Below are 25,502 nucleotides of genomic sequence, written 5' to 3'. Positions count from 1 at the left end.
TTTATCCATTAACCGTTGACGACCTGCAGCGAATCAAAACGTGTTGGTAACACTACAGACAACTGGTTAGCGCCTTGTCTTAAAATAGTTTCAGTGGTTTCCCAGTCAATGCAGGCGTCAGTAACAGAAACACCATATTTTAGCTCTGCTAAGGGTTTATCCGAACTCTGATTACCTTGATTGAGGTTACTTTCAAGCATAACACCGATGATAGATTTATTACCTGCTTCAATTTGATTAAATACATCTTCACAAACGTTTTTTTGACGTAAATGATCTTTTGATGAATTACCGTGACTACAGTCAATAACTAACCGAGCACTGAGCTTGGCTTTATGAATTTGAGCCTCACTTTCAGCAACACTGTGCGCGTCATAATTAGGTGATAAGCCACCACGTAAAATAATATGACCATCAGGGTTACCAGCAGTTTGTAGTAATGACACTTGGCCCTCTTGGTTAATCCCCATAAAGCGATGACTACTAGCAGCAGATTTAAGTGCATTAATAGCCACCTCCAATTTGCCATCGGTACCATTTTTAAAACCAACAGGCATTGATAGACCAGAAGCCATTTCACGATGAGTCTGAGATTCAGTGGTTCTTGCGCCAATAGCTGACCAAGTAACTAACTCAGACATATACTGCGGGCTTATCGGATCAAGTGCCTCAGTAGCAATGGGTAGTTCAAGCTCAGCAAGCCAAATCATCAGCTCACGAGCCATTCTAAGACCTTTCTCTACATCAAATGACTCATCCATGTCAGGATCGTTAATCAAGCCCTTCCAGCCCACTGTTGTACGAGGCTTTTCGAAATAAACTCGCATTAAAATGTAAAAGTCATCGCTGAGCTCATCATGTAACTTTTTAAGTTTTAATGCATACTCTTTTGCTGCTGCAATATCATGAATAGAACAAGGTCCAGTGACCACAAGCACGCGATTATCCCGTTTATGAACAATATCTGATACTTGCTTGCGTGCATTAAGGATATATTGATAAGCATGAGTTGATAATGGTAGTTCTTGCTTTAACTCTGCAGGAGTGACTAGCACTTGCTCTGAACTAATGTGCACATTATTAATGGTATCTTGTTGCATACTTATCACTCTCTTTTGACGACAGACCTAAGGTCACTAATAGATTAATATTCTAGATATCTGATGGCTAAACTCAGTAACACTGTAACGCTACACCATTACAAGTTAAAAGCAACTATGCCTGTGCCATGGCATTAGAGCAAGGGTTATTTATACAAAAAGTTAAAAATCATTTAATCGATGATATTTTATACAAAACGATACATCTAACCGACATTAATTACGGGATCCGCTTATATCTTATTATGGTTAGGTCACTCTTATCGCTAACCCGGAACTGTTTTTGATCTTTACTTTTTTAAAGCGCTACAAACAAAAACCCGCCTTTCGGCGGGTTGTTGTGCGAACACTGCATCTTTATTCTGTATCGGTAACTATTACTTAGTTGCCAATTTTTCACGGATACGTGCAGACTTACCTGAACGCTCACGTAAATAGTACAGTTTAGCACGACGTACACGACCGCGACGCTTAACTTCGATGCTAGCAATTAACGGGCTATGCGTCTGGAAAGCACGCTCAACACCTTCACCATTAGAGATTTTACGTACTGTGAATGCTGAATGCAGACCACGGTTACGCTTAGCGATGACCAAACCTTCAAAAGCCTGAAGACGCTCTTTTTCACCTTCTTTAACACGTACTTGAACTACTACTGTATCACCAGCACCAAAATCAGGTACATCTGTTTTCATTTGCTCATCGTTGAGCATTTTAATGATGTTGTTCATAATTACTCCATCCTAGTAATAACTGAGCGTTGACTATGCGGACTTGTCCGTTTCATTCACGAACTGCGCTAATAAAGTCGATTGTTCGTCAGTCAGAGCTAGATTTTCAAATAATTCTGGCCGTCTCAAAAAAGTTCTTCCGATACTTTGTTGTAAACGCCAGAGTCTAATTTTTTCGTGGTCACCGCTTAACAGCACTGCGGGTACGTCAAGACCATCCAATTGTTCAGGGCGAGTATAATGAGGACAATCCAGTAGGCCGTCAGAGAAAGAATCTTGCTCTGCTGACGCTTGCTTGCCAAGTACACCAGGTACTAAACGAGCCACTGAATCGATTAATGTCATTGCCGGTAACTCGCCACCCGAAAGTACGTAATCACCGATAGACCATTCTTCATCTACTTCAGTTTGAATAATGCGCTCATCAACACCTTCGTATCGACCACACACTAAAATCAAACTCTCTGATTTAGCTAACTCAGTAACGCCTTGCTGATCCAGCTTGCGTCCCTGAGGAGACAGATAAATCACTTTTGCCCTATCACCTGCGGCAGCTTTTGCCGCATGGATAGCATCACGCAAAGGTTGCACCATCATCAACATACCTGGTCCACCACCATAAGGGCGATCGTCTACAGTATTGTGTTTATCATGGGTGAAATCACGAGGATTCCACGTTTGCAACTCAAGCAGGCCGTTTTTCACGGCTCGACCCGTAACCCCAAAGTCTGTAACAGCACGAAACATCTCTGGAAACAGGGTTATTACCCCTAACCACATATGTTGTACCTCGACTTAGAAGTCAGGATCCCAATCCACTAAAATCTGTTTCCCTTGCAAATCCACCTGTTTGATGAACTGCTCAGGGACAAAGGGGATCATACGTTCCGCTTTGCCGAAGGCATCTTTGGCATTAGCTTTAACTAGTAGTACATCGTTTGATCCTGTTTCCACGATCTGTTCAACAATACCCATGTTATAGCCGTTTATATTGGTCACTTCGCAGCCGATAAGATCACGATGATAGAATTCACTGTCATCCAATTCTTTCATTTGCTCAGACTTGATAGCAATCTCACAATTTGTGAGCATTTGCGCATCTTCTCTGGTAGCAACACCCTCAAGTTCAGCCACAACAGCTTTACCTTGAAAACGCCACTGAGCAACCTTAACTTCACGCCAAACGCCTTGTTCTTTTATAAGCCAAGGCGAATAATCGAAAATACCTTCAACAGAATCGGTATAGGAAGTGATTTTTAGCCAACCTTTAATACCATGACTGGAGCCTAACTTTCCCAGTACAACTAGCTCTTGGTTACTACTCATCTATCTATACCTTATACGCAATTAAGCAACAGCTTTACGCGCGTCTTTGATCAGTTTTGCAACACGGTCAGATGTTGCAGCGCCAGTAGCAACCCAGTGCTCAACACGATCAAGATCTAAACGTAATGTTTCTTCTTGGCCACGAGCCAATGGATTGAAAAAACCTACACGTTCGATGAAACGACCGTCACGAGCATTGCGGCTATCAGCAACAACGATATTGTAAAATGGACGCTTTTTTGCGCCGCCACGAGCTAAACGAATGGTAACCATGCGTTTTATTCCTCTAATGATTTGCTAGAAGCAAAAATAAAAACTGGAACTCCGTGTTCGCAAAGAGTCCCAGAAAGAAAGCCGGAAGATTTTACCTGACTTTTGAACTAATGCAACCAAAACTGATGATTTTTAGCTCACCCGTTTTGTTGTAATAAAGTCAAAAATATAACCTAACCAACTGATTGAATTTAAAATTAACTAATTTAGCACTCGAAAGATGCTTATATTATCGGCCCGGAAACTTCATTCCAGGCGGTAACATTCCACCCATTCCACGCATCATCTTCTTCATTCCACCTTTTGCAGACATCTTTTTCATCATTTTCTGCATTTGGGTAAATTGCTTTAATAAGCGGTTTACATCTTGAATTTGAGTCCCAGAACCGCCAGCGATTCTACGTTTACGCGACCCTTTAATCAAATCTGGGTTTTTACGCTCTTTGGCGGTCATCGAATTTATGATGGCTTCCATTTGTCCAGTCATCTTACCGTCTTGAACCTGAGCTAATGCTTCTGGTGGCAATTGACCCACACCAGGAAGCTTCTCAAGCATGTTCATCATTCCACCCATGTTTTTCATTTGCTGTAATTGCTCACGAAAATCTTCTAGGTCGAAACTGCCACCTGATTTTACTTTTGAAGCCAGTTTCATCGCTTTGTCTTTATCGACACCGCGTTCAACTTCTTCAATTAATGACAATACGTCACCCATACCGAGAATACGCGAAGCAATTCGGTCTGGGTGGAAAGGCTCTAATGCATCGGTTTTTTCACCAACACCTAAAAACTTAATCGGCTTACCGGTAATACTGCGGATAGATAAAGCAGCACCACCGCGAGCATCACCGTCAACTTTGGTTAAGATAACCCCCGTTAAAGGCAAAGCTTCATTAAATGCTTTAGCCGTGTTGGCCGCATCTTGCCCTGTCATGGCATCGACGACAAATAATGTCTCGATTGGGTTTACAGTAGCATGCAGCTGCTTGATTTCATCCATCATGGCTTCATCAACATGCAGACGACCTGCTGTATCGACAATGACCACATCAATGAATTTTAATTTTGCATAAGTGATTGCTGCTTTAGCAATATCAACTGGCTTTTGGCTCACATCAGACGGAAAGAATTCAACGTCGACTTCAGTCGCTAATGTTTCAAGTTGTTTGATTGCCGCAGGACGATAAACATCTGCACTGACCACAAGTACCGATTTTTTATGGCGTGTGCGTAAAAACTTACCTAATTTGGCAACCGAGGTCGTTTTACCTGCGCCTTGAAGACCCGCCATCATGATTACAGCTGGAGGAATGGCCGCGAGATCGAGGGCTTCATTCGCCTCGCCCATGGCTTTTTCAAGTTCGTTTTGAACAATTTTGATAAAAGCTTGCCCTGGGCTTAAGCTTTTTGACACCTCTTGACCCACAGCGCGTTCTTTTACGCTTTTAACGAAGTCTCTAACAACAGGTAAAGCGACATCCGCCTCAAGCAGCGCCATACGCACTTCACGCAGAGTTTCTTTAATGTTGTCTTCTGTTAAGCGACCACGGCCACTAATATTTTTTAGTGTGCGTGACAGTCTGTCAGATAAATTCTCAAACATTGAGCGGCTCTTTTAAGCATAACAATAATTGCGCCCATTATACCCAAGCCACTCTAAATTACGATACTTGCAACGAGAAGAACTCAAACACTAGCCAATTTTGTACAAAATAATTATCGAAAACGCGATGAAACTGTTAAATTTTGGGTCTTAGGTCACTGCCATGTTAGGCCGTGATCATGTTAATCTAATACAAATAATGAAAAGGTCATGCTTTAATAGTATTGTTCATTACTCAGGCGCAGTTTTTTCAGCATTAACGACTAAGATAGGTTGATTCTAAATGGTTATTTTTTCCGCGGCAGCCATGCTTTTTTATTGTTTAGCATTGGTTTTAGTAACGAGCCGACTTTTTCATGTTGAAGGGCCTAATCGTAAGGCCGTTATGGTGGCTTCTGGTATTGCCGTCATCATGCACGGGTTTGCGCTTTCGAATGCAGTGTTTACCGTCGATGGACAAAACTTTAGTTTAACTAATGTGATCTCCTTGGTTAACTGGATTATTGCATTAACGTTCACTATCACAATGCCTCGGCTTAAAGTCATCATTGTTGTACCCGTTGTGTATGCCTGTTCAATTATCTCTGTAGCACTTCTATGGTTAGTGCCACCGCAGTTTATTACTCACTTTGAAATACACCCGGAGCTCCTAGCGCATGTAGTATTATCATTAATGGCCTACAGCGCATTGATGATAGCGGCTATGTACGCCATTCAACTGTTATTCATCCAGAATAAACTGAAGAAAAAACAGATGATGATGAGCCCTGCTATGCCGCCATTAATGACGGTAGAAAAACAGCTTTATCATCTAATCATTATTGGATTTATTTTACTGAGTTTATCGCTGGTAACCGGCTTTATCTTTTTAGAAGATATGTTCGGTGACGGTAAAGGGCACAAGGCCATATTATCAATAATCGCTTGGGTGGTTTACGCTGTTATGTTGTGGCAACAATATACTGTCGGCTGTAGGATCCGCACCGCAGTGATTTACAGCTTATCTGGCGCGAGTTTACTTTCACTTGCATATTTTGGTGCAAGGATTGTTAAGGAATTGATATTAAAATAATTTTAATTATTTTTAACGTGTATAGCCTAATCTATACAATTTAAAAATAACCGAGATAACTTGACTCTAACGGCCAATAATAAATAATGGCCGTTAAATTAATGACAATTTGGCCTTTAGGCCAATTTCACACTACTTCATGGGGCCCCTTTTTTGGACGCTATATCTACCAGCGCACTCCTTATTTTCCTTTTGGTTTTAATCGTGATTTCTGCTTATTTTTCGGGTTCAGAAACCGCAATGATGAGCCTCAACCGATACCGCTTACGACACCTTGCATCCAATGACCATAAAGGCGCTATACGAGCCTTAAAGTTACTCGATCGCCCTGATAGGCTTATTGGGCTTATCCTTATCGGTAATAACTTGGTCAACATCCTTGCCTCAGCCATTGCCACTATTATTGGTATGCGCTTGTTTGGTGATATGGGTGTTGCGATTGCTACAGGTGTACTCACCATTGTGGTGTTAGTGTTTGCTGAAGTTACTCCTAAAACATTTGCCGCCTTACATCCTGAGCGCATTGCCTTCCCATCTAGTATTTTATTAGGTTGGCTATTAATTTTATTGTCGCCTTTTGTTAAAGCAATCAATTTAATTACGTCGCTGTTTTTACGCTTGATGGGCATCAAAACCGTCAAAACAAGTGATGCATTAAGCCAAGAAGAGCTGCGCACTGTTGTTCATGAAGCCGGAGCCTTAATCCCACAGCGTCACCAAGAGATGTTACTGTCAATTTTGGATTTAGAAAAAGTCACAGTCGAAGACATCATGATTTCACGTTCAGATATTTACGCAATTAACGTTAATGATGATTTCAGATTAATTAATAAGCTCGTGGTTCAGAGTCCTCATACTAGAGTATTGGTGTATCGCGATAATATTGATGATGCCGTTGGCTTCATTCATTTGCGTGATGCATTACGCTTGCAATCAAAACAGCAATTTAGTAAATCATCATTATTACGCGCAGTAAAAGAGTTGTACTTCATTCCAGAGGGCACCCCACTAAACGTCCAGTTGACTAATTTCCAACAAAATAAAGAGCGTATTGGCTTAGTTGTTGATGAGTATGGTGATATTCAGGGATTAGTGACATTAGAAGATATTTTGGAAGAGATTGTTGGCGATTTCACTACCTCAATGATGACCACTGCCAGTGAAGACATTAATATTCAGCAAGATGGTAGTTTCTTAATTGATGCCACGATTAACATTCGAGACCTGAATAAAGAAATGAAATGGAACCTACCCATAGATGGTCCTAAAACATTAAACGGTTTAATCATTGAGTTTCTTGAAGATATTCCAGCTGTAAACACCAGTTTGCGTATCGTTGATTACCAAATAGAAGTCATCGATGTAGCGGATAACATGATTAAGACAGTCAGAGTGTTACCGACTAATTTAGAGTTAATTGAAGATACTGAGTAAACTCCAATCGATAAAAAAGGCGCTAATAGCGCCTTTTTTATGACCATTAATTCATCCACATTAGTTGGAAAGTTTAGCTTCTAATGCTCGGCGCTTTTCACGTGCAATGGGAGTGATTTGTGCCGCTAAGTCTTTTTCTAAACCCATCATAAAATATAGCTCTGCCATTAAAAAAAATGGCCCTATCAGAATTTGATTAAGATCATCCATAAAAGCAGGCTTAGCTTTTTCATAATGATGACCAATAAACTGCATCACCCAGCCGATAACAAAAATACTGATGGCAATAATAAACGGGTGTGAAGTATGAACAACCTGCTCACTGGTGTATAGCACAGGCAGAATAAATAACACTAAACCAAGCGCCAGTCGCATGTGAAGCGCCATGTAATAGCCCAACACCAAAACTGTTAATATCATCGCTACACTGATTTGATAATCTTGCCAGTCAAAACGAATGGTCCCCAGCATTAAAAATGCTGACCAAATAATCATCGGAACGCCAATAAAGTGGGTTTTAATATTTTGCGGATTTAAATGCACACTTTTGTAAGTTGAAAGTTGTTCTACTGCAGATTTCATTTTAAGTCTCTTTAATTGTTGTTATCTTGTTAATTTACTCCAATTAGGCCGATTTTAAAAGACCACAAAAAAAGGCGCTAATGCGCCTTTGATAAATCATTTAATGTTGTGACATCAACTTTCTAATACAACAGTGGCTACTGCATAATGTTGTTCATCGGCAATACTGATAAACCCACAGCGACCGCTTAACTGTTCTAGTCTTGCTAATGCACCATCAGTAAAGCGGATTAGAGGCGCACCGTTAGCATCATTATCGATATGAATATGTTGAAACGACACTCCTCTGCCTATTCCGGTACCTAACGCTTTTGCAGCGGCTTCTTTGGCTGCAAAACGTTTCGCTAGAAATCGCTCAGGCTGCTTTGATTGCAAGTAAGTCGCAAGCTCAGACTCTGTAAGCACTCTTTTGGCTAATCTATCACCAAGGCGCTGTCGTTGCTCACCGATGCGGGCAATCTCTACAATATCTGTGCCGATACCAACAATTGCCATTACTCGCCTCTGCGGCCTGCAAGCATGAGTTGCTTCATATCTCTAACGGCAGTATCTAAACCATCAATAGCGGCTCTGGCAATCACAGCATGACCTATATTAAGCTCATAAAGCTCAGGAATAGCCGCGATGGCCTTAACATTGTGATAATGCAAACCGTGCCCCGCATTAACCACTAAACCTTTACTGTGAGCATATTGTGCCATTTCAGTAATACGCGCTAACTCGTCAGCCTGCTCAGCATCAGTGATCGCATCAGCATAACAACCGGTATGGATCTCAATGTAAGGTGCGCCAGATAAAACAGCTGCATCAATTTGCGTTTTGTCGGCATCAATAAACAATGACACTTTAATACCTTCTGCAGCCAAACGAGTGACGGCTGAGCGGATCTTCTCTAACTGACCAGCAACATCAAGGCCACCTTCAGTTGTGAGCTCTTCGCGTTTCTCTGGGACTAAACAGGCATAGGCTGGTTTTATATCACAAGCGATGGCAATCATTTCTTCAGTGACGGCAAACTCGAAGTTCATTCTGGTCTTCAATGTTTTTGCCAATAAATACACATCGCGGTCTTGAATGTGGCGACGATCTTCACGTAAATGGATGGTGATCCCATCGGCGCCAGCATGTTCTGCTACTGCCGCTGCGTGAACAGGATCGGGGTAATGAGTACCGCGAGCTTGGCGCAATGTCGCGATATGATCGATGTTAATGCCTAATAGTATTCCGCTCACATCGAGCTCCTTAACGTAATAAATAACACAATAATGACTTATGCTTACCAAGCTTTATATACGGTTTAGACCGTGCTTGGTTCACGTATTAAATCTAAAAAAACATTATACTAATCCGTTTTTTTAGTGAATAACTGTCTGCTTAATAAAGGTTTATTACCCAATAATGGCGTAAGTAAATAACGCATTAATCCTTTGGCTTGATTAAACTGCTCAGGTTGTAACTCTTGCGATGCCAATGCTAGCAACATGGCCCCCGATAAACTGCCTTTGCCATGAGTAAAATGACTCTCTTGGCTTGTTAAAATAGGTATAAAGCCACTCTGGGCAATAAATCGATAGTGACAATTATTATCGAGTAAATCACCTTGTGTATCATAGGCAAGAGAAGGCAGCGCACCTAACTCTAATAACAGTGCCATTTCGAAATAACGCAGGTGACTTGAGCAAAACTGTTTAGCTAATGCGAGTAATGCGCGGTGGTAATCTAAAAATATCCCTTCAGCTTGGTGCTCCACGGACAATAGACGAACTAATAACTCATTTAAATAGAAACCTGAATAAAGACTATTACCACTTAAGGGCATCGCGGGCGCTGCAGACTCAATTTGGGTAATGTTTTTTAACCCTAAATTTTTGGACTCAGATTTGGTGCTAAACTGGATTATGAGAGGTTGAAAAGGTTGTAATATGCTTTTAATCGACCGTTTACCCGAGCCAACTCGAGTGATGGCATCGACGCGCCCTTCGCCCTCAATCAGCAAATTAACAATCACGCTCGATTCGCGAAACTGTCGATGATGAAGCACATAGCCACGTTTCATAGTGGCCATGTCTATAAACTAACAATCAATAACGCTAAAGTCGATTTAGTTATCGCCATAACCTAAACTTCTCAATGCACGTTCATCATCAGCCCAACCTGATTTGACTTTTACCCATACTTCAAGGAAAACTTTATTCTCAAATAGGGTTTCCATATCTAATCTGGCTTGAGTCGCAATCGTCCGAATACGTTCGCCTTTATTACCAATAACCATGCGTTTTTGGCCTTCACGTTCGACTAAAATTAACGCATTAATTTGGTAAACACCATTCTCCATCATTTTAAACTGTTCAATTTCTACAGTCGCATCATATGGAAGCTCGTCGCCTAAAAAGCGCATCAGCTTTTCGCGAACAATTTCAGATGCCATAAAACGTTGTGAGCGATCTGTCACATAATCTTCAGGGAAGTAAAATGGTGCTTCAGGTAACGACTCGCGCGCCATATCCAAAATGCGTTGTACGTTAGTACCTTTACTGGCAGATATTGGCAAAATCTCATCAAAATCAAACTTTTGTGCTAATTGATTGAGGTAAGGGAATAATGCTTCTTTATCTTTAATATTATCGACTTTATTGATAGCCAAGATGATTTTACGAGCATCATTACGATGTTGTAGCTTTTGTAATACCATCTCATCATCAGCAGTCCATGTCATGCCATCAACCACAAAAATAACCATAGCAACATCAGCTAAAGAACTGGCAGCTGCACGATTCATTAAGCGGTTAATCGCACGTTTTTCTTCAATGTGCAGACCTGGGGTATCAATAAATATAATTTGGCTTGGGCCATCGGTATGGATACCCATGATCCGGTGACGAGTCGTTTGCGGTTTCTTTGAGGTAATACTCACCTTTTGACCAAGTAACTTGTTCAAAAGCGTTGATTTACCCACATTTGGGCGACCAACAATAGCCACCATGCCACAATAAGTTACATCGTATTTGGCAGTGGCGACAGGTGCTGCTTGGTTCATCCTTGCTAGCAGTTCATCTAAGCTAGGTTCTTGATTATCACCTGCTGGCAAGTCTGTTTTCTTGGTCATTTATTCAGTAACTCCAATACCTGAGCAGCGGCAAGCTGTTCAGCTTTTCTTCTTGAACTTGCCACACCGGTGACAACTTTATCTAATTCACTAATGCTACATTCTACAGTAAAGGTTTGATCATGCGCTTCGCCTTCTACCGCGACAACTTGGTAATCGGGCAATGGTTTTTTAAAACCTTGCAAATATTCTTGTAAAATAGTCTTGGGATCTTTTTGATTAATACCCGGCTTTATCTCAGCTAAACGCTCTCGATACCATGATAATAATAGCTTACGGCACACTTCAATGTCGGCATCGAGGTAGACAGCACCAATAATAGCTTCTACTGCATCGGCTAAAATCGATTCGCGTCTAAATCCACCGCTTTTAAGTTCTCCAGGGCCGAGATATAAATAATCCCCTAATTTGAATTCTTTGGCGATGATAGTCAGCGTATCGCCTTTAACTAAGGTCGCACGCATACGACTTAAATCGCCTTCAGTTGCCTTTGGAAACTGATGATATAAGGCATCTGAAATGACTATCGATAAAATCGAATCACCTAAAAACTCTAAACGCTCATTATGTTTATTTGCTGCGCTACGATGAGTTAATGCCTGGATAAGTAATTCAATATTATTAAATTCATAACCTAAAGTACGGCACAAACGCGGCAAATTTTTAATGGGTTCCATCAATGTATTCCACCTACTCTATCAAAACGTACACCGGTTGGTACCCATGCAGGTAACATATCACTCGGCTGACGATCAAATTCAAAACTAATCCAAATTGCTACGGCTTTACCTACAAGATTCTCTTCCGGTACAAAGCCCCAAAAACGGCTGTCGGTACTGTTATCACGATTATCGCCCATGGCAAAATACATTCCCTTAGGCACAACAAACTCACCGGCAGGAAGGCCTGCTTGAGGATAAAAGTGCTGTCTAAAATCAGGTCGTGACGGATCGATTAATATATCGTGTTTAACATCGCCAAGTTGTTCAGTCGAACGAATTAATGGCACGCCATTATGGCTAAACTCTCCACGATTAATTTCGACATGTTCAATCGTTTTAGCCGCAGGACAGTCAACTTGGCTATCACATGCCTCTTGGATCATAAGCTGCTTATTTCGATAGAAAATTTTGTCTCCTGGCAGGCCAACTACACGCTTTATGTAGTCAATCTTTGGATTTTCAGGATATTTGAATACAAATACATCACCACGTTCAGGCTCACCAGTTTCAACCAACTTACTGCGCCATACCGGATCACGTAATCCGTAACTAAACTTTTCAACCAAAATAAAGTCACCGACCAAGAGTGTCGGCATCATAGAGCCAGAAGGAATTTGAAATGGCTCATAAATAAATGAGCGCAGAATCATGACAAAGGCGATGACAGGAAAAATAGAATGCGCCGTTTCAACTAGCACAGGCTCACGAATGATTTTATCGATAGCGTCTGCGCTTAACTGGGTTGAGTTAGCTTGTGCTGCTAATAAGTTTTCACGGCGTTTAGGCGCGAAAAAAACCACATCAATTAACCAAATAAGACCGCTGACCAAGGTTACGAGCACTAAAATAAGCGAAAAATAGGCTGCCATTACTGATTTATCTCCTGCTGGGTGTGTTGGATCCATATGGCTTGAGCAAAGCTCAGAATAACTCAATCCAGTATGGTGATTAACGAATAAACATTCACCCAGTTGAGTGTTACAAAATATATAGTAAAAATAACGATAACGCCGCAATATGCGGCGTTATTCTGCACATAAACTCGATTAATTATTATTAATCGTTTAGCTTCAGTACCGCTAAAAATGCCTCTTGTGGCACCTCAACGTTACCCACTTGCTTCATGCGTTTTTTACCTTCTTTCTGCTTGTTAAGCAGTTTCTTCTTACGTGAAACGTCACCACCATAACACTTAGCGGTCACATCTTTACGTAATGCTTTAATGCTTGAACGAGCAATAATCTGACTGCCAACAGCAGCCTGAATCGCAATATCGAACATCTGGCGAGGGATTAATTCTTTCATCTTCTCAACCAAAGCCAAGCCGCGATGACGAATGTTACTGCGGTGAATAATCATCGCAAGTGCATCAACTCTGTCGCCATTGATTAATATGTCTAGGCGTACCATGTCCGCTGGATCGAAGCGAATAAAGTTATACTCTAATGAAGCATAACCCCGGCTCGTAGACTTAAGACGGTCAAAGAAGTCCATTACCACTTCAGCCATAGGCAAATGATAGGTCACGGCCACTTGATTACCGTGATACACCATGTTGGTTTGCGAACCACGCTTTTCAATACACAAGGTAATCACGTTACCTAGGTATTCTTTAGGCACTAAAATATTGGCTTCAACAATCGGTTCACGAATTTCCTGGATGTTATTCAGCGCAGGTAATCCTGATGGATTATCAACATAAATAGTATCACCGTTATTCATGATAACTTCGTAAACCACTGTCGGCGCTGTAGTGATCAAATCGAGATTATATTCACGCTCTAAGCGCTCCTGAACAATCTCCATGTGCAGTAAACCGAGGTAACCAATGCGGAAACCAAAGCCTAACGCTGAAGATGTTTCAGGTTCAAAAAACAGTGATGCATCATTTAAGCTAAGCTTGTTCAATGCATCGCGGAAGCTTTCATATTCATCAGTCGAAATCGGGAATACACCAGCATAAACCTGAGGCTTAACTCGCTTAAAACCGGGTAATGGTTTGTCTGCGCCATGCTTTGCATGAGTTAACGTATCGCCAACTGGTGCACCATGAATTTCTTTAATACCAGAAATAACATAACCCACTTCACCGGCTCGAAGCTCTGCTTTGTCTTTTTCTTTTGGAGTAAAAATACCAACACGGTCAGCGTTATAGTTTTGTCCGGTGGACATCACTTTGAATTTTTCGCCTTTTTTAAGAATGCCATTCTTAATACGAACTAACGACACCACACCAAGGTAAGCGTCAAACCATGAGTCAATAATCAAGGCTTGTAAAGGCGCAGATTCATCACCTACTGGAGGAGGAATTTTTGCAATAATTTCTTCAAGGACTAAATCAACACCGATACCAGTCTTTGCAGAACAGCGCACCGCATCCATGGCATCAATACCAACGATGTCTTCAATCTCTGCAGCGACACGATCGGGCTCAGCCTGAGGCAAGTCAATTTTGTTGAGTACTGGGACAACGTCCAAATTCATTTCTAGTGCAGTATAACAGTTTGCTAATGTCTGAGCTTCTACGCCTTGACCAGCATCAACCACTAATAATGCACCTTCACATGCTGCCAAAGAACGTGAAACTTCATAAGAAAAGTCTACGTGTCCAGGGGTATCAATGAAGTTGAGTAAATAAGTGTTACCATCTTTTGCATGGTAATCTAAGGTGACACTTTGGGCTTTAATCGTAATGCCACGCTCACGTTCTAGATCCATTGAATCTAAAACCTGTGCAGCCATTTCACGGTCAGTTAAGCCGCCACATACCTGGATCAGGCGATCGGATAAAGTTGATTTACCATGGTCGATATGGGCAATAATCGAGAAGTTTCTAATGTGTTTCATTATGCTGCAATGACTACTACTAAATATGATGAAAATCGAGGTGGCAAATTGTACCTGATTAGGGGGTTAATACCAATCAGATTAAACAATAGTATCTATTTTGGTGTAATTGTTGGCCATAAGATGCTGTTTTCAAGTATTGGCTAATGAGTTTACGGACTCAATCAGTCAGTACAAGATGCACCACAGGCTAATAAGTTATCCTTAATAATAACTAGTGGCTCGCACTAATAATGCCCACTTCTTGCCCCAAATAGGCAATGATAACGGGTGTAGCTTGTGCTTCAAGTTGCGCGGCGAAGTGTTTACCAATAAACCAAGCAACCAATGCGCCTAATGCACCAAAAACCATAGCAAAACCATTAGTACTCAATCCTAGGCCAGCGGCTAACATTTGCCCCACTAATGCAGATAGAAACAATCCTAGTAACGGCAATAAATACACTAATGCAGCCGCTTTAATGATAACGCTTTCAGGTAAGCCTATTTTAAGTAAATCACCCTTATGGCAAGGTTTATCACTTGGCAATGAAAAACGTTGCGTTTGAACAGAAAAAGCTTTTGCAATGGTTGATGTGCCACAATTCTCACTGCTAGCGCAATGATTACAGGCACTTTTCAACTCAACTTCAACTGTTGCCCAACCTTGTTGATAATCAACCACTCGGGCAATTTCTTCCATCATAGTCGGTGCCGTTGATTCGGATATTTTACTCGTCATTTTACACACTCAACCGATAAATAATGGAGTAATTTTAGCATAATGCGGCGCAATGACTAAGCAAGTTTATCACTAAGCTATATCATTGATAACGCTCTGCTGGCCCTGAAAACACATAAGCCGTGATACAAGAAGCTCTTGTCACGGCTTATGTTCAATAAAGCACAAGGGTTACTTTAATACTAAACTATTAGCAATTTTATCTAAGGTTTCTGAAGGCACCTTACCAATAGCCACGACCTCAAGAGTACCTACTTTTACCACTACCATTGATAAGCCATTACGAATAAGTAATTCATTAGGCATAGGGTTTTCTCCTGCACGGGCAACATACACTGAAATATTAGCTAAACCATCAGTTAATGCAATATATTCAACAGGTTCATGAATACCAATTAAACGATGATGATCGCGAACAACCACGTCAAAACCTTCAGGTAACCAAGTAAATTGCCAATTTTTGCCATCAGTGCGTTCAGCTTGATTCATCACTGCTGGCCACTCTTGCTTAGCGGCTTCAATTAAAATATTTGCTGGTTCAGTTAACTCAATAAGTTCAATAACCATGGTTTGTTCAAGCAATTGTTTGTCTTTATTGAGAGTGTCAAAACGTAATGGCAGGTAGGTATCCATATCGATCCATACTTGCGCATCATAACGGTTATCGTCATTAGCCAATAAACGGATCATCTGCCCTGGACGTCCAGCTATACGAGCGCGACCGCCAATAACAAATTGATAGCCTTTTTCGAGTTGATTTAAATCTCCCGCCAACGCCGCAGGCCAAATACCCTGTATGCGAGGAGCCAAAACACTGTAAGCCGGCTGGTCATGTTCTATAAACGTAACTCGATTATCAACTCGTACAGCATTTTTAGGTGAGCCATTGAGGTACTCAAGTAAAGCAACTTCTTTGTTGTCGACAATGCCATGAATATAGACGAGCGGACGAATATGGTCAGCTTGTAGCTGAATAATTGAGGTTTTATATTGTTTATCGTGCATCGCTTGGCTCATATTATTAAGCCAAGCTTTAGCAGATAAATCTTCTTCAGCGTGTGTTGGAAAGGTTAACGCTAATAGTGCTAGCAGGATAAGGCGCAAGCTAACTCCTAACAAAGTAAGACGTAAGATAAGGTTTATTCCAATTTATTATGGATTTACCGTAGCATCTTGCACGCTATTGTTATCAACAGCAACACCTGGATTTAAGCGTTGTTGCAACATGTGATCTTGAATATAAGCATTAATCCGGCGACGCTGTTCAATCACTTGCTCGTTGGAATAGCTTTGCTGATTTTGTGCTGCACCAGTCTGATAACTTACCGGAGATACACTACCCACTAAAGGACGTGTCATTAACACTGGTAATGGCGATTCTGCATCATTGCTTTGGTTATAATTTTGCACACCAACAATCGCCACCATAGCGACAGTTGCAGCAATAGCATATTGGCCAAACTGCTTGAAAAATGGCACTACATTGGAAGCAGTAGTTCGCTGTTGGTCAACTTCAGTTGATTTGGCTTGAGGCGCGATAATTGTTGGCTCAAGCTCAATAGCTGCAGTGATGCTGGCAAAAAGGTCTAAGTCAATGGTCGCAGGCAGTTCGCCGCGCATTGCATCGCCTATCATATGATAGCGTTGCCATTCATCATGTGAATCAACATCAGCAGAAAGCTGTGCCAATGTTTTATCATCGACTTCACCATCAACTGCTGCAGATACCCATTCTTGACTTGATTTAAGCATTATTCACCTATCTAAGGTTAAGGCTGTTACTTTTCCAGCAAAGGCTGGAGCTGTTTGTCGATTGCTTCTCGAGCACGAAAGATACGCGATCTAACTGTGCCTACTGGGCAATCCATTATATTGGCAATATCTTCATAACTCATGCCGTCTAGCTCTCTGAGCGATATGGCCATTTTTAATTCTTCAGGCAGAGTATCGAGCGTGTTAAAGATCACTTTACTCATTTGATCTTTCATTAATAATTGCTCTGGTGATGCAAACTCTTTAAGTGCATCACTGCCTTCATAATATTCTGCATCTTCTATATCAACATCGTTTGCAGGTGCTCTGCGCCCTTGCGATGTAAGATGGTTTTTTGCGGTGTTTACCGCAATACGGTACAACCAAGTATAAAATGCACTTTCACCACGAAAGTTTGCTAAGGCTCTGTAAGCTTTAATAAAGGCTTCTTGTGTCACATCCGCCACGTCCGCTTGATTGCGAACATACCTGGAAATCAAACTCATCACTTTATTTTGATACTTTAGCACTAACAGGTTAAATGCGTTTTTATCGCCTTGCTGTACTCGTTCAACTAATTGTTGATCACTATATTGTCCACTCATCCGAGCCGACTACTCCTAATCTGTAATACTGATTTCTCAGTCGCTCGAATCCTGTTCATATAAGTAGACCTACCAATATGAAGAAAGTTCGATTTTGAATTAAAAAAAGTTAATTTATTTCACTTATCAATAAAATATCTAAGCAAAATCACAATAAAACCCGCTGTAAAAGTACCCTACTTAGGTTATTTGATTTACTATAATAAAACCACTAAGCCACACCATGATACCTGATGAAACAAGCAGTTGAACACCAATGTGACATTTTGATCATCGGCAGCGGAGCTGCTGGACTAACTTTAGCACTACATCTTGCTGAAAAATCAAAAGTAATTCTTCTTTCTAAAGGCCCGTTATCAGAAGGGTCCACGCTATATGCTCAAGGTGGAATAGCCTCCGTTTTTGATGAAGGCGACACAATTGAGTCACATGTCAACGATACGTTAATCGCTGGTGCCGGATTATGCGATAAATCGGTTGTGACATACACCGCAGAAAACGCCAAAAGCGCAATGCAATGGTTAATTAATTGTGGGGTGGCATTTGATAAAGAAGAAACCTTAGCAGGAGTCGATAATAGCGCGGCACCTTATCACCTTACCCGTGAGGGCGGGCATAGCCATAGACGAATTCTACACTCAGCAGATGCAACCGGTAAAGCAGTACAAACCACATTACAAGAACGAGCCATGGCTCACCCAAACATACAAGTATTAGAACGTTACAATGCGATCGACTTAATCACCACTCGTAAATTACATCGACCGGGTAACCGTGTACTTGGCGCTTATGTGTGGAATCGAGATGAGGAGCATGTTGAAACCGTTAAGGCAAAATTTGTGGCCTTAGCAACCGGTGGCAGTTCTAAAGTTTATCAATACACTTCCAACCCTGATATTGCCAGTGGCGATGGTATTGCTATGGCTTGGCGTGCGGGTTGCCGCATCGCAAACATGGAATTTAATCAATTTCACCCAACGTGTTTATTTCACCCTAACGCGCGAAATTTCTTATTAACCGAAGCATTACGTGGTGAAGGGGCATATTTACGCCGCCCAGACGGTAGCCGCTTTATGCCTGACTTCGATGAACGCGGAGAGCTTGCCCCTCGTGATATTGTCGCCCGCGCAATCGATTATGAAATGAAACGCTTAGGCGCAGACTGTGTTTATCTAGACATCAGCCATAAACCTGCTGATTTTATCATTAAACACTTCCCCACCATTTATCAACGTTGCTTAGAATTAGGTATTGATATTACTCAAGATCCGATCCCTGCAGTGCCTGCAGCACATTATACCTGCGGTGGTGTGATGACTGATCTTCATGGTCAAACTGACATTAATGGCTTATATGCTATTGGCGAAGTAGCTTACACTGGCTTACACGGCGCTAACCGATTGGCGAGTAATTCGTTACTCGAGTGTTTAGTCTTTGCACGGGCAGCATCACAGGATATAGAGGGACTGTTACATAAAATCCCAATGCCTTGTCCATTGCCTGTGTGGGATGAAAGTCAAGTCAGTAACTCAGATGAAGAAGTGGTCATTGCCCACAACTGGCACGAACTGCGGTTATTTATGTGGGATTACGTCGGTATTGTGAGAACTGATAAACGATTGGAGCGAGCGCTCAGAAGATGTTTAATGTTGCAACAAGAAATTGAAGAGTATTATTCAAATTTCCGTGTCAGCAACAATTTGTTAGAGTTGCGTAACTTAGTCCAGGTTGCAGAGTTGATTATTCGATGTGCGATGGAGCGAAAAGAGAGTCGAGGACTTCACTATAATATTGATTATCCTGAACAAGTCGACAATCCTAAACCGACTATCTTACAACCTAATCGTTAATCATTATCGGACGATTTACGCTTAAATAAGCTCATTGATGGCTCAATAATAGACGGCACAGATCACGATACGCTGTGTCGTCTAACATATCACTCCACACCAGTAATAACCGCTGCTCTCCAGATTTACTCACCTGTAAAAAAATAATGCACACTAGTGGGCAAATGAACGCTTTTTTGCTTAGGCTGATATTACTCGCTTGTACACCTGTACCGTATAATAGAGTACCAGCCCTCTTATTTCCCAAAGAAAATAAACAACGCCAATGAGACAATCTGCGCCATTCAAAAACAAAAATAAGCATTACTACAATAAAAAGTAATGTTTGGATAATGTGGTATATCAGGGAGGAATAACTGGGCCAAGCCAAAAAGCTACTTAAAATAACGGCAAAAAATACTGTTAACCCAGCACGCTGTAAAAACGAAGCACTCAACGCAAATTGCTGCATATGAGTGCTAGTATTAGACGACGAAACGGCTATTGAATTAAGGTGCTGGTCTTCCACGGACTTTTATTATCATATCGGCTAACAATGGATCTTGGCATTGTTCATGCCCCATAAACCAAGCAAATAACTCTGGGTCTTCACACTCTAATAGACGAATAAAGGTATTTTTATCATCATCGGTCATTGCTTCATATTGAGTTTCGACAAAAGGTTGAAACAAGATATCTAATTCTAACATTCCGCGACGACATGCCCAGCGGACACGAGCTATATTCATTAATTCCAACACAAATCTCCTGATGTCTGTATCACAAGTTAGCTTATACGGTTCTCAAAATCTTGTACTTGTTTATCTCGTCCAGCAAATAATTCTCCAAAATCAGTTGCTAATAATGATTTTACCGCGGGATGTTGGATCATTCGCTCAGCGAACATCACATGGTATTCTTCTTTGATGTCAGTTGTTTCACCAAGCAATACCATACCTTGTGACAGTATATCATGACGATAAATAGACGGTGCGACAAAAATACCGCGATTAAAGTAACCAAATGCTTTCATCATTTCGGCATCGTCAAATTCCCCCAGAATACTGACATTAAGATTTTTTTCCGCAAACCAACCGTGTAACTGTTGTCCTAATGAGGTTCGTTTACCTGGGATTAATAATTTACTCTGCTCAAGACAAGCAGGAAAAGGCGTAGAGATAGATTCCGCAGAAAAAAAGCTCACACCACACTCGCCTAACTTTTTCGACAAAATCTCAGGATACTTCAACGAGCCGCCGGCACAATCCGATACAATGATATCCAGCTTATGCTCACGTAAACGTTCAATAAGACTATCGTGAGTTGACTCATAACACGCTAAATGTACGGACCCATCGGCAGGAATAACGGTTAATAACACACGGCTCACGAGGGCTTTAGATAATGCATCCGCCACACCGACCTCGAACAACAAGGAGTCATCTTTTTGATAATTTAATATATCAAGCATTTCATAGCTAAGACTAAACATCTTATCCGCATAACGAAAAACCAGTTCTCCTAACTCAGTAGCCTCTAAATTGCGCCCTACACGTTTAAACACTGCGCCCTTTAATCTTTCCTCCAATGAACGGATCTGCCCGGTAATGGTTTGAGGTGCAAGACATAATACTTGAGCGGCTTTGGTTACAGAGCCTTTCTTTTGTACCATCCAAAAATAATATAAATGATTATAATTTAAATGCTGCATATCAATTACTAACCCTACAAAAATCACTACAGCTACTATAGCAAATAAACACTTAACTGCGCTGTTGATTAATTGATAGTAGCTGGGCTGTATATCTTAGGTGGTTAACGTGGGTTAGAGAAAACGCGTTAGTGGTTTATTTAACTTAAACTAAGGATAAGATATGACAATACAATAATAAAAATCATAGCCTTAGCTATCATCAAACTTGTCATTCGTTTTCCTACAAGGCGAATTGATGCTTCCAATAGCAAATTTATTACCCGTTAATTCAACGCAATAAGCAAGGCAAAGGGCTGTTTTAGCGTGGTTTACCATCTAAAATTCAGGTGATTTAACCCTGCAGTCTAAATCTTAGAAACACAGGATCTAAAAAGCTAATCCGCCATAACAAACTGCTGCAACATTCATCATCAAAAATCAACAGTCCCTGAACCACTAGAATAAATCATCTGAATGATTAGCCAAAAATAAAGCATAAAAAACGCAGCCCAAGGGCTGCGTTAATCTATTGACCAAATTACTGACTGCGGCGACAATCCATTAAACTCGTGATCACTGATTCCAGCTCATCACTGTTACTGACATTGTTTAACGACACCTGCTCAGTAAGTGCTGAGACAACTTCAGATTTTACGATTATGTGGCTAGAGCAATAATTCACATTCGCTGTTTGATAACGTTTCCCCGCTCGGTATTTCAATGCTCTTGATTCATAATCATTGGGATCAATTCGTTTCTTAGCCAGTTCATCTTGAAACATTAATGCTCCATCCACAACGCCTTCCAAATAACTTTGGCAAGTGGGTGAGTTAGATGATTCCAGACAAACATTAAATGATTCCGCCGATACAGGAATAGCTAAACTGCTCACGAGCATTCCCAAGGTTAATGTATTGAATTTCATGATTTCCCTCCATTTTTAGGCAGTACCTTGGCTAACCAAAAATAACCAATCACAGCCGCAAATAACGATCCAGTTAAAATACCGAGCCTTGCATAATCACCAAACGCAGCCGGTGAATTCTCAAATGCTAGTGAAGCAATAAACACCGACATGGTAAATCCAATACCACACATAACCGCAACAGGGATGATATGCCTCCAGCCAATGCCTGGTGGTAACTCAGCTAATTTAAGTTTTACTGCTAAATAACTAAATAACAGCACTCCAATAGGCTTACCTAATAACAGACCCATGATGATACCTAGGGTGATAGGTTCAGCAAATGTATCCAATGACATATTGGTTAATGATAAACCAGCATTAGCAAAAGCAAACACCGGCAAAATCATAAAGGTGCTCCATGGGTGTAACTTGTGCTCTAAATGCTCAGACGGTGAAGAGCCATCTTTAGCACGTAAAGGGATACAAAATGCGATAATCACACCGGCCAAAGTCGCATGCACGCCAGATTTCAATACCGCAACCCACAAAATAAAGCCCAGTAATCCATAAGGTAGAATCGAACTGACCCCTTTTCTATTCAACGCGACCATTAGCACGATTGATATCGCCGCAATCACTAAACTAAGCATTGATAAATCGGTACTGTAGAACAGCGCAATAATCACAATCACGCCAAGATCATCAATAATCGCTAACGCCAGCAAAAATACCTTTAAGGCCACAGGAACACGACTACCCAGCAGTGCCATAATGCCTAGCGCAAAGGCAATGTCAGTTGCCGCAGGGATGGCCCAGCCAACCTGAGTTTCAGGGTTAGAGTAGTTAAATGCTAAGTAAAATAACGCAGGAAAAACCATGCCACCAATAGCAGCAAAGCTGGGTAAGGATGCTTTTGCGACACTAGACAATGCTCCTTCCAGTAATTCACGCTTCACTTCTAAGCCAATTAATAAAAAGAACAATGCCATCAAACCATCATTAATCCACAGTAAAAGTGGCTTATCGATATCAAGATCACCTACCCTAAACTGGACTTCAGTGGCTAAGAAATCTTGATATATCCCAGCTAATGGTGAATTGGCAAGAATCATCGCCAAAGCCACGGCGATCATCAGTAAAATCCCACCGGCAGACTCTTGGCTTAAAAAGTTTTTAATTGCACGTTCCATATAACACTCCAAAAAAAACAATAAGATAAGTCTATCTGAATCATTGAAACTATAATAATCGCTTGTTTCTTGATATTAACTCGGTATTTCCGAGGTATCAAGCGGTAACAAGTCTGCTTTATACTTTATTCAAGTTATGCTGACACTGTGAAGCATAGCGTAGATTGGGTCTTTTTCTACAGATTAGAACGTGTTAATTAACCTTGGTTTGGGTATAATCTCGAAAAGGAAAAAGGATTAAACAGATGAAACAATATCTAGATTTGTGCCAGCGTATTGTCGATGAAGGCGAATGGGTCAATAATGCTCGCACTAACAAAAAATGCCTCACCGTCATTAATGCCGATCTTGTTTATGACGTTGCAAATAATCAATTTCCATTAGTGACTACACGTAAAAGTTTCTGGAAATCGGCCATTGCAGAAATCCTTGGCTATTTACGCGGTTATCAAAATGCTGCTGATTTTAGATCATTAGGCACCAAAACATGGGATGCCAATGCCAATGAAAACCAAGCTTGGTTAGACAACCCAAACCGTAAAGGTCACGACGATATGGGGCTGATTTATGGAGCCTTGGGGCGTGCTTTTCCAAAAGCGGGTGGTGGCCAAGTCGATTTACTGCAACAAATTGTTGATGACTTAACTAACGGTATCGATAATCGCGGTGAGATTTTAACCTTCTATCATCCAGGCGCATTTGACTTAGGTTGCTTACGTCCATGTATGTACGAGCATCACTTTTCATTACTTGGTGATACCTTATATCTCAATAGCACCCAAAGAAGTTGTGATGTTCCATTAGGATTGAACTTCAATATGGTACAGGTTTACGTATTGCTGGCATTAATGGCACAAATAACGGGCCACAAACCTGGTAAGGCGTACCATAAAATTGTCAACGCTCATATATACGAAGATCAGCTTGAACCCATGCGCGATATTCAGCTAAAACGTGAGCCTTTTGCCTCACCTAAATTAATCATTAATCCACAGATTAAAACCTTAAAAGACATTGAAACTTGGGTGACCTTGGATGATTTTAGTGTAGAAGATTATCAGCATCACGACGCGATTAAATATCCTTTCGCCGTATAATCTGCTTTCGCTCATAACAAAAATGGCGTTGTTCAAATACTTGAACAACGCCATTTTTGTTATTGTTTAGGCTTAACTCGTTAGTAGTTTCAATCCTACAACAACAAGCAAGCAAGCAAAGATTTTTTTCAACACTGGCGTGGGCCAAGAGCTTGCCGCTTTTACACCGATAGGCGCGCACAACATTGAGCTAATAATAATCCCGATTAATGCGGGTAAATAAATGTATCCTACCGAGCCCTCGGGTAAATTCGGTACATCAAATCCCGCGATGACATAACCAATGGTACCGGATACAGCAATAAGCATTCCGGTTGCCGATGAAAACCCAACAGCTTGGCGCATTTGTAAACCGCAATAACTCAAAAATGGAACTAGCAGTACTCCACCACCAATCCCCATTAGCCCAGCGGTTAGCGCTATCAAAATTGAGATGATAAATAGCACGGCAAAATTAGGCAGACTACTTCCCGTTTTCACTTTAAACGGAAACGCCATTTGTACAGCCATTAACACGACAAAAATGGCGAAGGCCTGCTGTAAATCATCCGATGCAATTTGCTCAGACACAAATGCTGACGCTAGAGAACCAATCACAATGCCGGGTAAAATAGGTTTAAATAACGCCCAAGGAATATTACCGCGTTTATGATGGGCAGCAGCTGAAGACATAGACGTTAAAATAATCGACGCCAGTGATGTAGCGATAGCGACGTGAGTGAGTTGAACCGAGCTAATGCCCACTGAGGGTAAGATATACAACAGAGCAGGCACAATAATTAATCCCCCTCCAATACCTAGAAGGCCGGCTAAAAAACCCACAACGGATCCCAGCAAAAGACATATTAAAAAGACCTGCAGTAAACTATCCACGATGACATCCTTAAGAGCGACACTTGGCAATATTATCAA

28 protein-coding genes are annotated in these 25,502 nt (G+C 41.2%); 4 read left to right on the top strand and 24 right to left on the bottom strand.

Going from position 1 to position 25,502, the window contains the following annotated elements; all coding sequences use genetic code 11:
- Nucleotides 1–8: 8 nt before the first annotated feature.
- From H5123_RS13830 to ffh, 6 genes are all read right to left on the bottom strand, one after another.
- On the bottom strand, nt 9–1,100 hold the full coding sequence (locus H5123_RS13830; protein WP_124017122.1) for a 3-deoxy-7-phosphoheptulonate synthase: 1,092 nt from the start codon (nt 1,098–1,100) through the stop codon (nt 9–11).
- A gap of 377 nt (nt 1,101–1,477) precedes the next feature.
- Nucleotides 1,478–1,831, bottom strand: a complete 354-nt coding sequence (gene rplS, locus H5123_RS13825) for a 50S ribosomal protein L19 (protein WP_011638365.1) — start codon at nt 1,829–1,831, stop codon at nt 1,478–1,480.
- Between the two features lie 33 nt (nt 1,832–1,864).
- A complete protein-coding gene (gene trmD / locus H5123_RS13820) occupies nt 1,865–2,611 on the bottom strand; it encodes a tRNA (guanosine(37)-N1)-methyltransferase TrmD (RefSeq protein ID WP_124017121.1) in 747 nt (248 codons plus the stop codon).
- A 15-nt stretch (nt 2,612–2,626) separates the two neighbouring features.
- Nucleotides 2,627–3,157, bottom strand: a complete 531-nt coding sequence (rimM, locus tag H5123_RS13815) for a ribosome maturation factor RimM (protein ID WP_124017120.1) — start codon at nt 3,155–3,157, stop codon at nt 2,627–2,629.
- Nucleotides 3,158–3,178: 21 nt separating this feature from the next.
- Nucleotides 3,179–3,430, bottom strand: a complete 252-nt coding sequence (gene rpsP, locus H5123_RS13810; RefSeq protein WP_124017119.1) for a 30S ribosomal protein S16 — start codon at nt 3,428–3,430, stop codon at nt 3,179–3,181.
- Nucleotides 3,431–3,659: 229 nt separating this feature from the next.
- The gene (gene ffh / locus H5123_RS13805; protein ID WP_182698333.1) at nt 3,660–5,033 is read right to left on the bottom strand and encodes a signal recognition particle protein; all 1,374 of its coding nucleotides are present in this window, start codon (nt 5,031–5,033) and stop codon (nt 3,660–3,662) included.
- A gap of 283 nt (nt 5,034–5,316) precedes the next feature.
- Between ffh and H5123_RS13800 the strand changes: the two genes are divergently transcribed.
- Nucleotides 5,317–6,105, top strand: coding sequence for an inner membrane protein YpjD (locus tag H5123_RS13800; RefSeq protein WP_182698332.1), 789 nt, complete (start codon nt 5,317–5,319; stop codon nt 6,103–6,105).
- Between the two features lie 153 nt (nt 6,106–6,258).
- Nucleotides 6,259–7,539, top strand: a complete 1,281-nt coding sequence (locus H5123_RS13795; protein ID WP_124017116.1) for an HlyC/CorC family transporter — start codon at nt 6,259–6,261, stop codon at nt 7,537–7,539.
- A gap of 60 nt (nt 7,540–7,599) precedes the next feature.
- Here H5123_RS13795 and H5123_RS13790 read toward each other — a convergent pair whose 3' ends face one another.
- From H5123_RS13790 to rpoE, 12 genes are all read right to left on the bottom strand, one after another.
- Nucleotides 7,600–8,121, bottom strand: coding sequence for a DUF962 domain-containing protein (locus H5123_RS13790; protein WP_182698331.1), 522 nt, complete (start codon nt 8,119–8,121; stop codon nt 7,600–7,602).
- 114 nt (nt 8,122–8,235) lie between these two features.
- Nucleotides 8,236–8,616 carry a holo-ACP synthase gene (gene acpS, locus H5123_RS13785; RefSeq protein ID WP_124017114.1) on the bottom strand — a complete coding sequence of 127 codons (381 nt, stop codon included), beginning with the start codon at nt 8,614–8,616 and terminating at the stop codon, nt 8,236–8,238.
- The gene (pdxJ, locus tag H5123_RS13780) at nt 8,616–9,353 is read right to left on the bottom strand and encodes a pyridoxine 5'-phosphate synthase (RefSeq protein WP_124017113.1); all 738 of its coding nucleotides are present in this window, start codon (nt 9,351–9,353) and stop codon (nt 8,616–8,618) included. Before pdxJ ends, acpS begins: the two co-directional genes overlap by 1 nt.
- A gap of 110 nt (nt 9,354–9,463) precedes the next feature.
- Nucleotides 9,464–10,177: a DNA repair protein RecO gene (gene recO / locus H5123_RS13775; RefSeq protein ID WP_165870134.1), complete on the bottom strand. Its 714-nt coding sequence runs from the start codon at nt 10,175–10,177 to the stop codon at nt 9,464–9,466.
- Nucleotides 10,178–10,222: 45 nt separating this feature from the next.
- On the bottom strand, nt 10,223–11,227 hold the full coding sequence (era, locus tag H5123_RS13770) for a GTPase Era (protein WP_124017111.1): 1,005 nt from the start codon (nt 11,225–11,227) through the stop codon (nt 10,223–10,225).
- Complete coding sequence (rnc, locus tag H5123_RS13765) at nt 11,224–11,904, bottom strand: ribonuclease III (protein ID WP_124017110.1); 681 nt, start codon at nt 11,902–11,904, stop codon at nt 11,224–11,226. Before rnc ends, era begins: the two co-directional genes overlap by 4 nt.
- A complete protein-coding gene (gene lepB / locus H5123_RS13760; protein WP_182698330.1) occupies nt 11,904–12,818 on the bottom strand; it encodes a signal peptidase I in 915 nt (304 codons plus the stop codon). Before lepB ends, rnc begins: the two co-directional genes overlap by 1 nt.
- A 187-nt stretch (nt 12,819–13,005) precedes the next feature.
- Nucleotides 13,006–14,796, bottom strand: a complete 1,791-nt coding sequence (lepA, locus tag H5123_RS13755; protein ID WP_124017108.1) for a translation elongation factor 4 — start codon at nt 14,794–14,796, stop codon at nt 13,006–13,008.
- 214 nt (nt 14,797–15,010) lie between these two features.
- Entirely contained in the window at nt 15,011–15,481 is a 471-nt protein-coding gene (locus tag H5123_RS13750; RefSeq protein ID WP_165870133.1) for a SoxR reducing system RseC family protein, read from the bottom strand.
- A 207-nt stretch (nt 15,482–15,688) separates the two neighbouring features.
- Nucleotides 15,689–16,621, bottom strand: coding sequence for a MucB/RseB C-terminal domain-containing protein (locus H5123_RS13745; RefSeq protein WP_124017106.1), 933 nt, complete (start codon nt 16,619–16,621; stop codon nt 15,689–15,691).
- Between the two features lie 48 nt (nt 16,622–16,669).
- Nucleotides 16,670–17,269 carry a sigma-E factor negative regulatory protein gene (locus H5123_RS13740; RefSeq protein ID WP_124017105.1) on the bottom strand — a complete coding sequence of 200 codons (600 nt, stop codon included), beginning with the start codon at nt 17,267–17,269 and terminating at the stop codon, nt 16,670–16,672.
- Between the two features lie 26 nt (nt 17,270–17,295).
- The gene (gene rpoE, locus H5123_RS13735) at nt 17,296–17,874 is read right to left on the bottom strand and encodes an RNA polymerase sigma factor RpoE (RefSeq protein ID WP_124017104.1); all 579 of its coding nucleotides are present in this window, start codon (nt 17,872–17,874) and stop codon (nt 17,296–17,298) included.
- Nucleotides 17,875–18,107: 233 nt separating this feature from the next.
- On the opposite strand from rpoE, the gene nadB reads away from it, so the two are divergent.
- Nucleotides 18,108–19,724, top strand: a complete 1,617-nt coding sequence (nadB, locus tag H5123_RS13730) for an L-aspartate oxidase (RefSeq protein WP_182698329.1) — start codon at nt 18,108–18,110, stop codon at nt 19,722–19,724.
- A 31-nt stretch (nt 19,725–19,755) separates the two neighbouring features.
- Here the strand turns inward: nadB and H5123_RS20855 are convergent, their stop codons facing one another.
- The 5 genes from H5123_RS20855 to nhaA form a co-directional block, all read right to left on the bottom strand.
- A complete protein-coding gene (locus H5123_RS20855) occupies nt 19,756–20,175 on the bottom strand; it encodes a protein YgfX (RefSeq protein WP_182698328.1) in 420 nt (139 codons plus the stop codon).
- 37 nt (nt 20,176–20,212) lie between these two features.
- Entirely contained in the window at nt 20,213–20,461 is a 249-nt protein-coding gene (locus tag H5123_RS13720; RefSeq protein ID WP_124017101.1) for a succinate dehydrogenase assembly factor 2, read from the bottom strand.
- Between the two features lie 29 nt (nt 20,462–20,490).
- On the bottom strand, nt 20,491–21,414 hold the full coding sequence (gene nhaR / locus H5123_RS13715; protein ID WP_182698327.1) for a transcriptional activator NhaR: 924 nt from the start codon (nt 21,412–21,414) through the stop codon (nt 20,491–20,493).
- A 520-nt stretch (nt 21,415–21,934) separates the two neighbouring features.
- The gene (locus H5123_RS13710; RefSeq protein WP_182698326.1) at nt 21,935–22,321 is read right to left on the bottom strand and encodes a hypothetical protein; all 387 of its coding nucleotides are present in this window, start codon (nt 22,319–22,321) and stop codon (nt 21,935–21,937) included.
- Nucleotides 22,318–23,493: a Na+/H+ antiporter NhaA gene (nhaA, locus tag H5123_RS13705; protein WP_124017098.1), complete on the bottom strand. Its 1,176-nt coding sequence runs from the start codon at nt 23,491–23,493 to the stop codon at nt 22,318–22,320. The genes H5123_RS13710 and nhaA overlap by 4 nt, the downstream gene beginning before the upstream one ends.
- Before the next feature lie 245 nt (nt 23,494–23,738).
- Between nhaA and H5123_RS13700 the strand changes: the two genes are divergently transcribed.
- Nucleotides 23,739–24,590, top strand: coding sequence for a thymidylate synthase (locus tag H5123_RS13700; protein ID WP_124017097.1), 852 nt, complete (start codon nt 23,739–23,741; stop codon nt 24,588–24,590).
- A 72-nt stretch (nt 24,591–24,662) separates the two neighbouring features.
- Here the strand turns inward: H5123_RS13700 and H5123_RS13695 are convergent, their stop codons facing one another.
- Nucleotides 24,663–25,463: a sulfite exporter TauE/SafE family protein gene (locus H5123_RS13695; RefSeq protein WP_182698325.1), complete on the bottom strand. Its 801-nt coding sequence runs from the start codon at nt 25,461–25,463 to the stop codon at nt 24,663–24,665.
- Nucleotides 25,464–25,502 lie beyond the last annotated feature (39 nt).

This window comes from Shewanella sp. SR43-4 (assembly GCF_014163845.1).
GTDB lineage: Bacteria > Pseudomonadota > Gammaproteobacteria > Enterobacterales > Shewanellaceae > Shewanella > Shewanella vesiculosa.
This window is presented reverse-complemented; position numbering and strand designations above follow the sequence as displayed.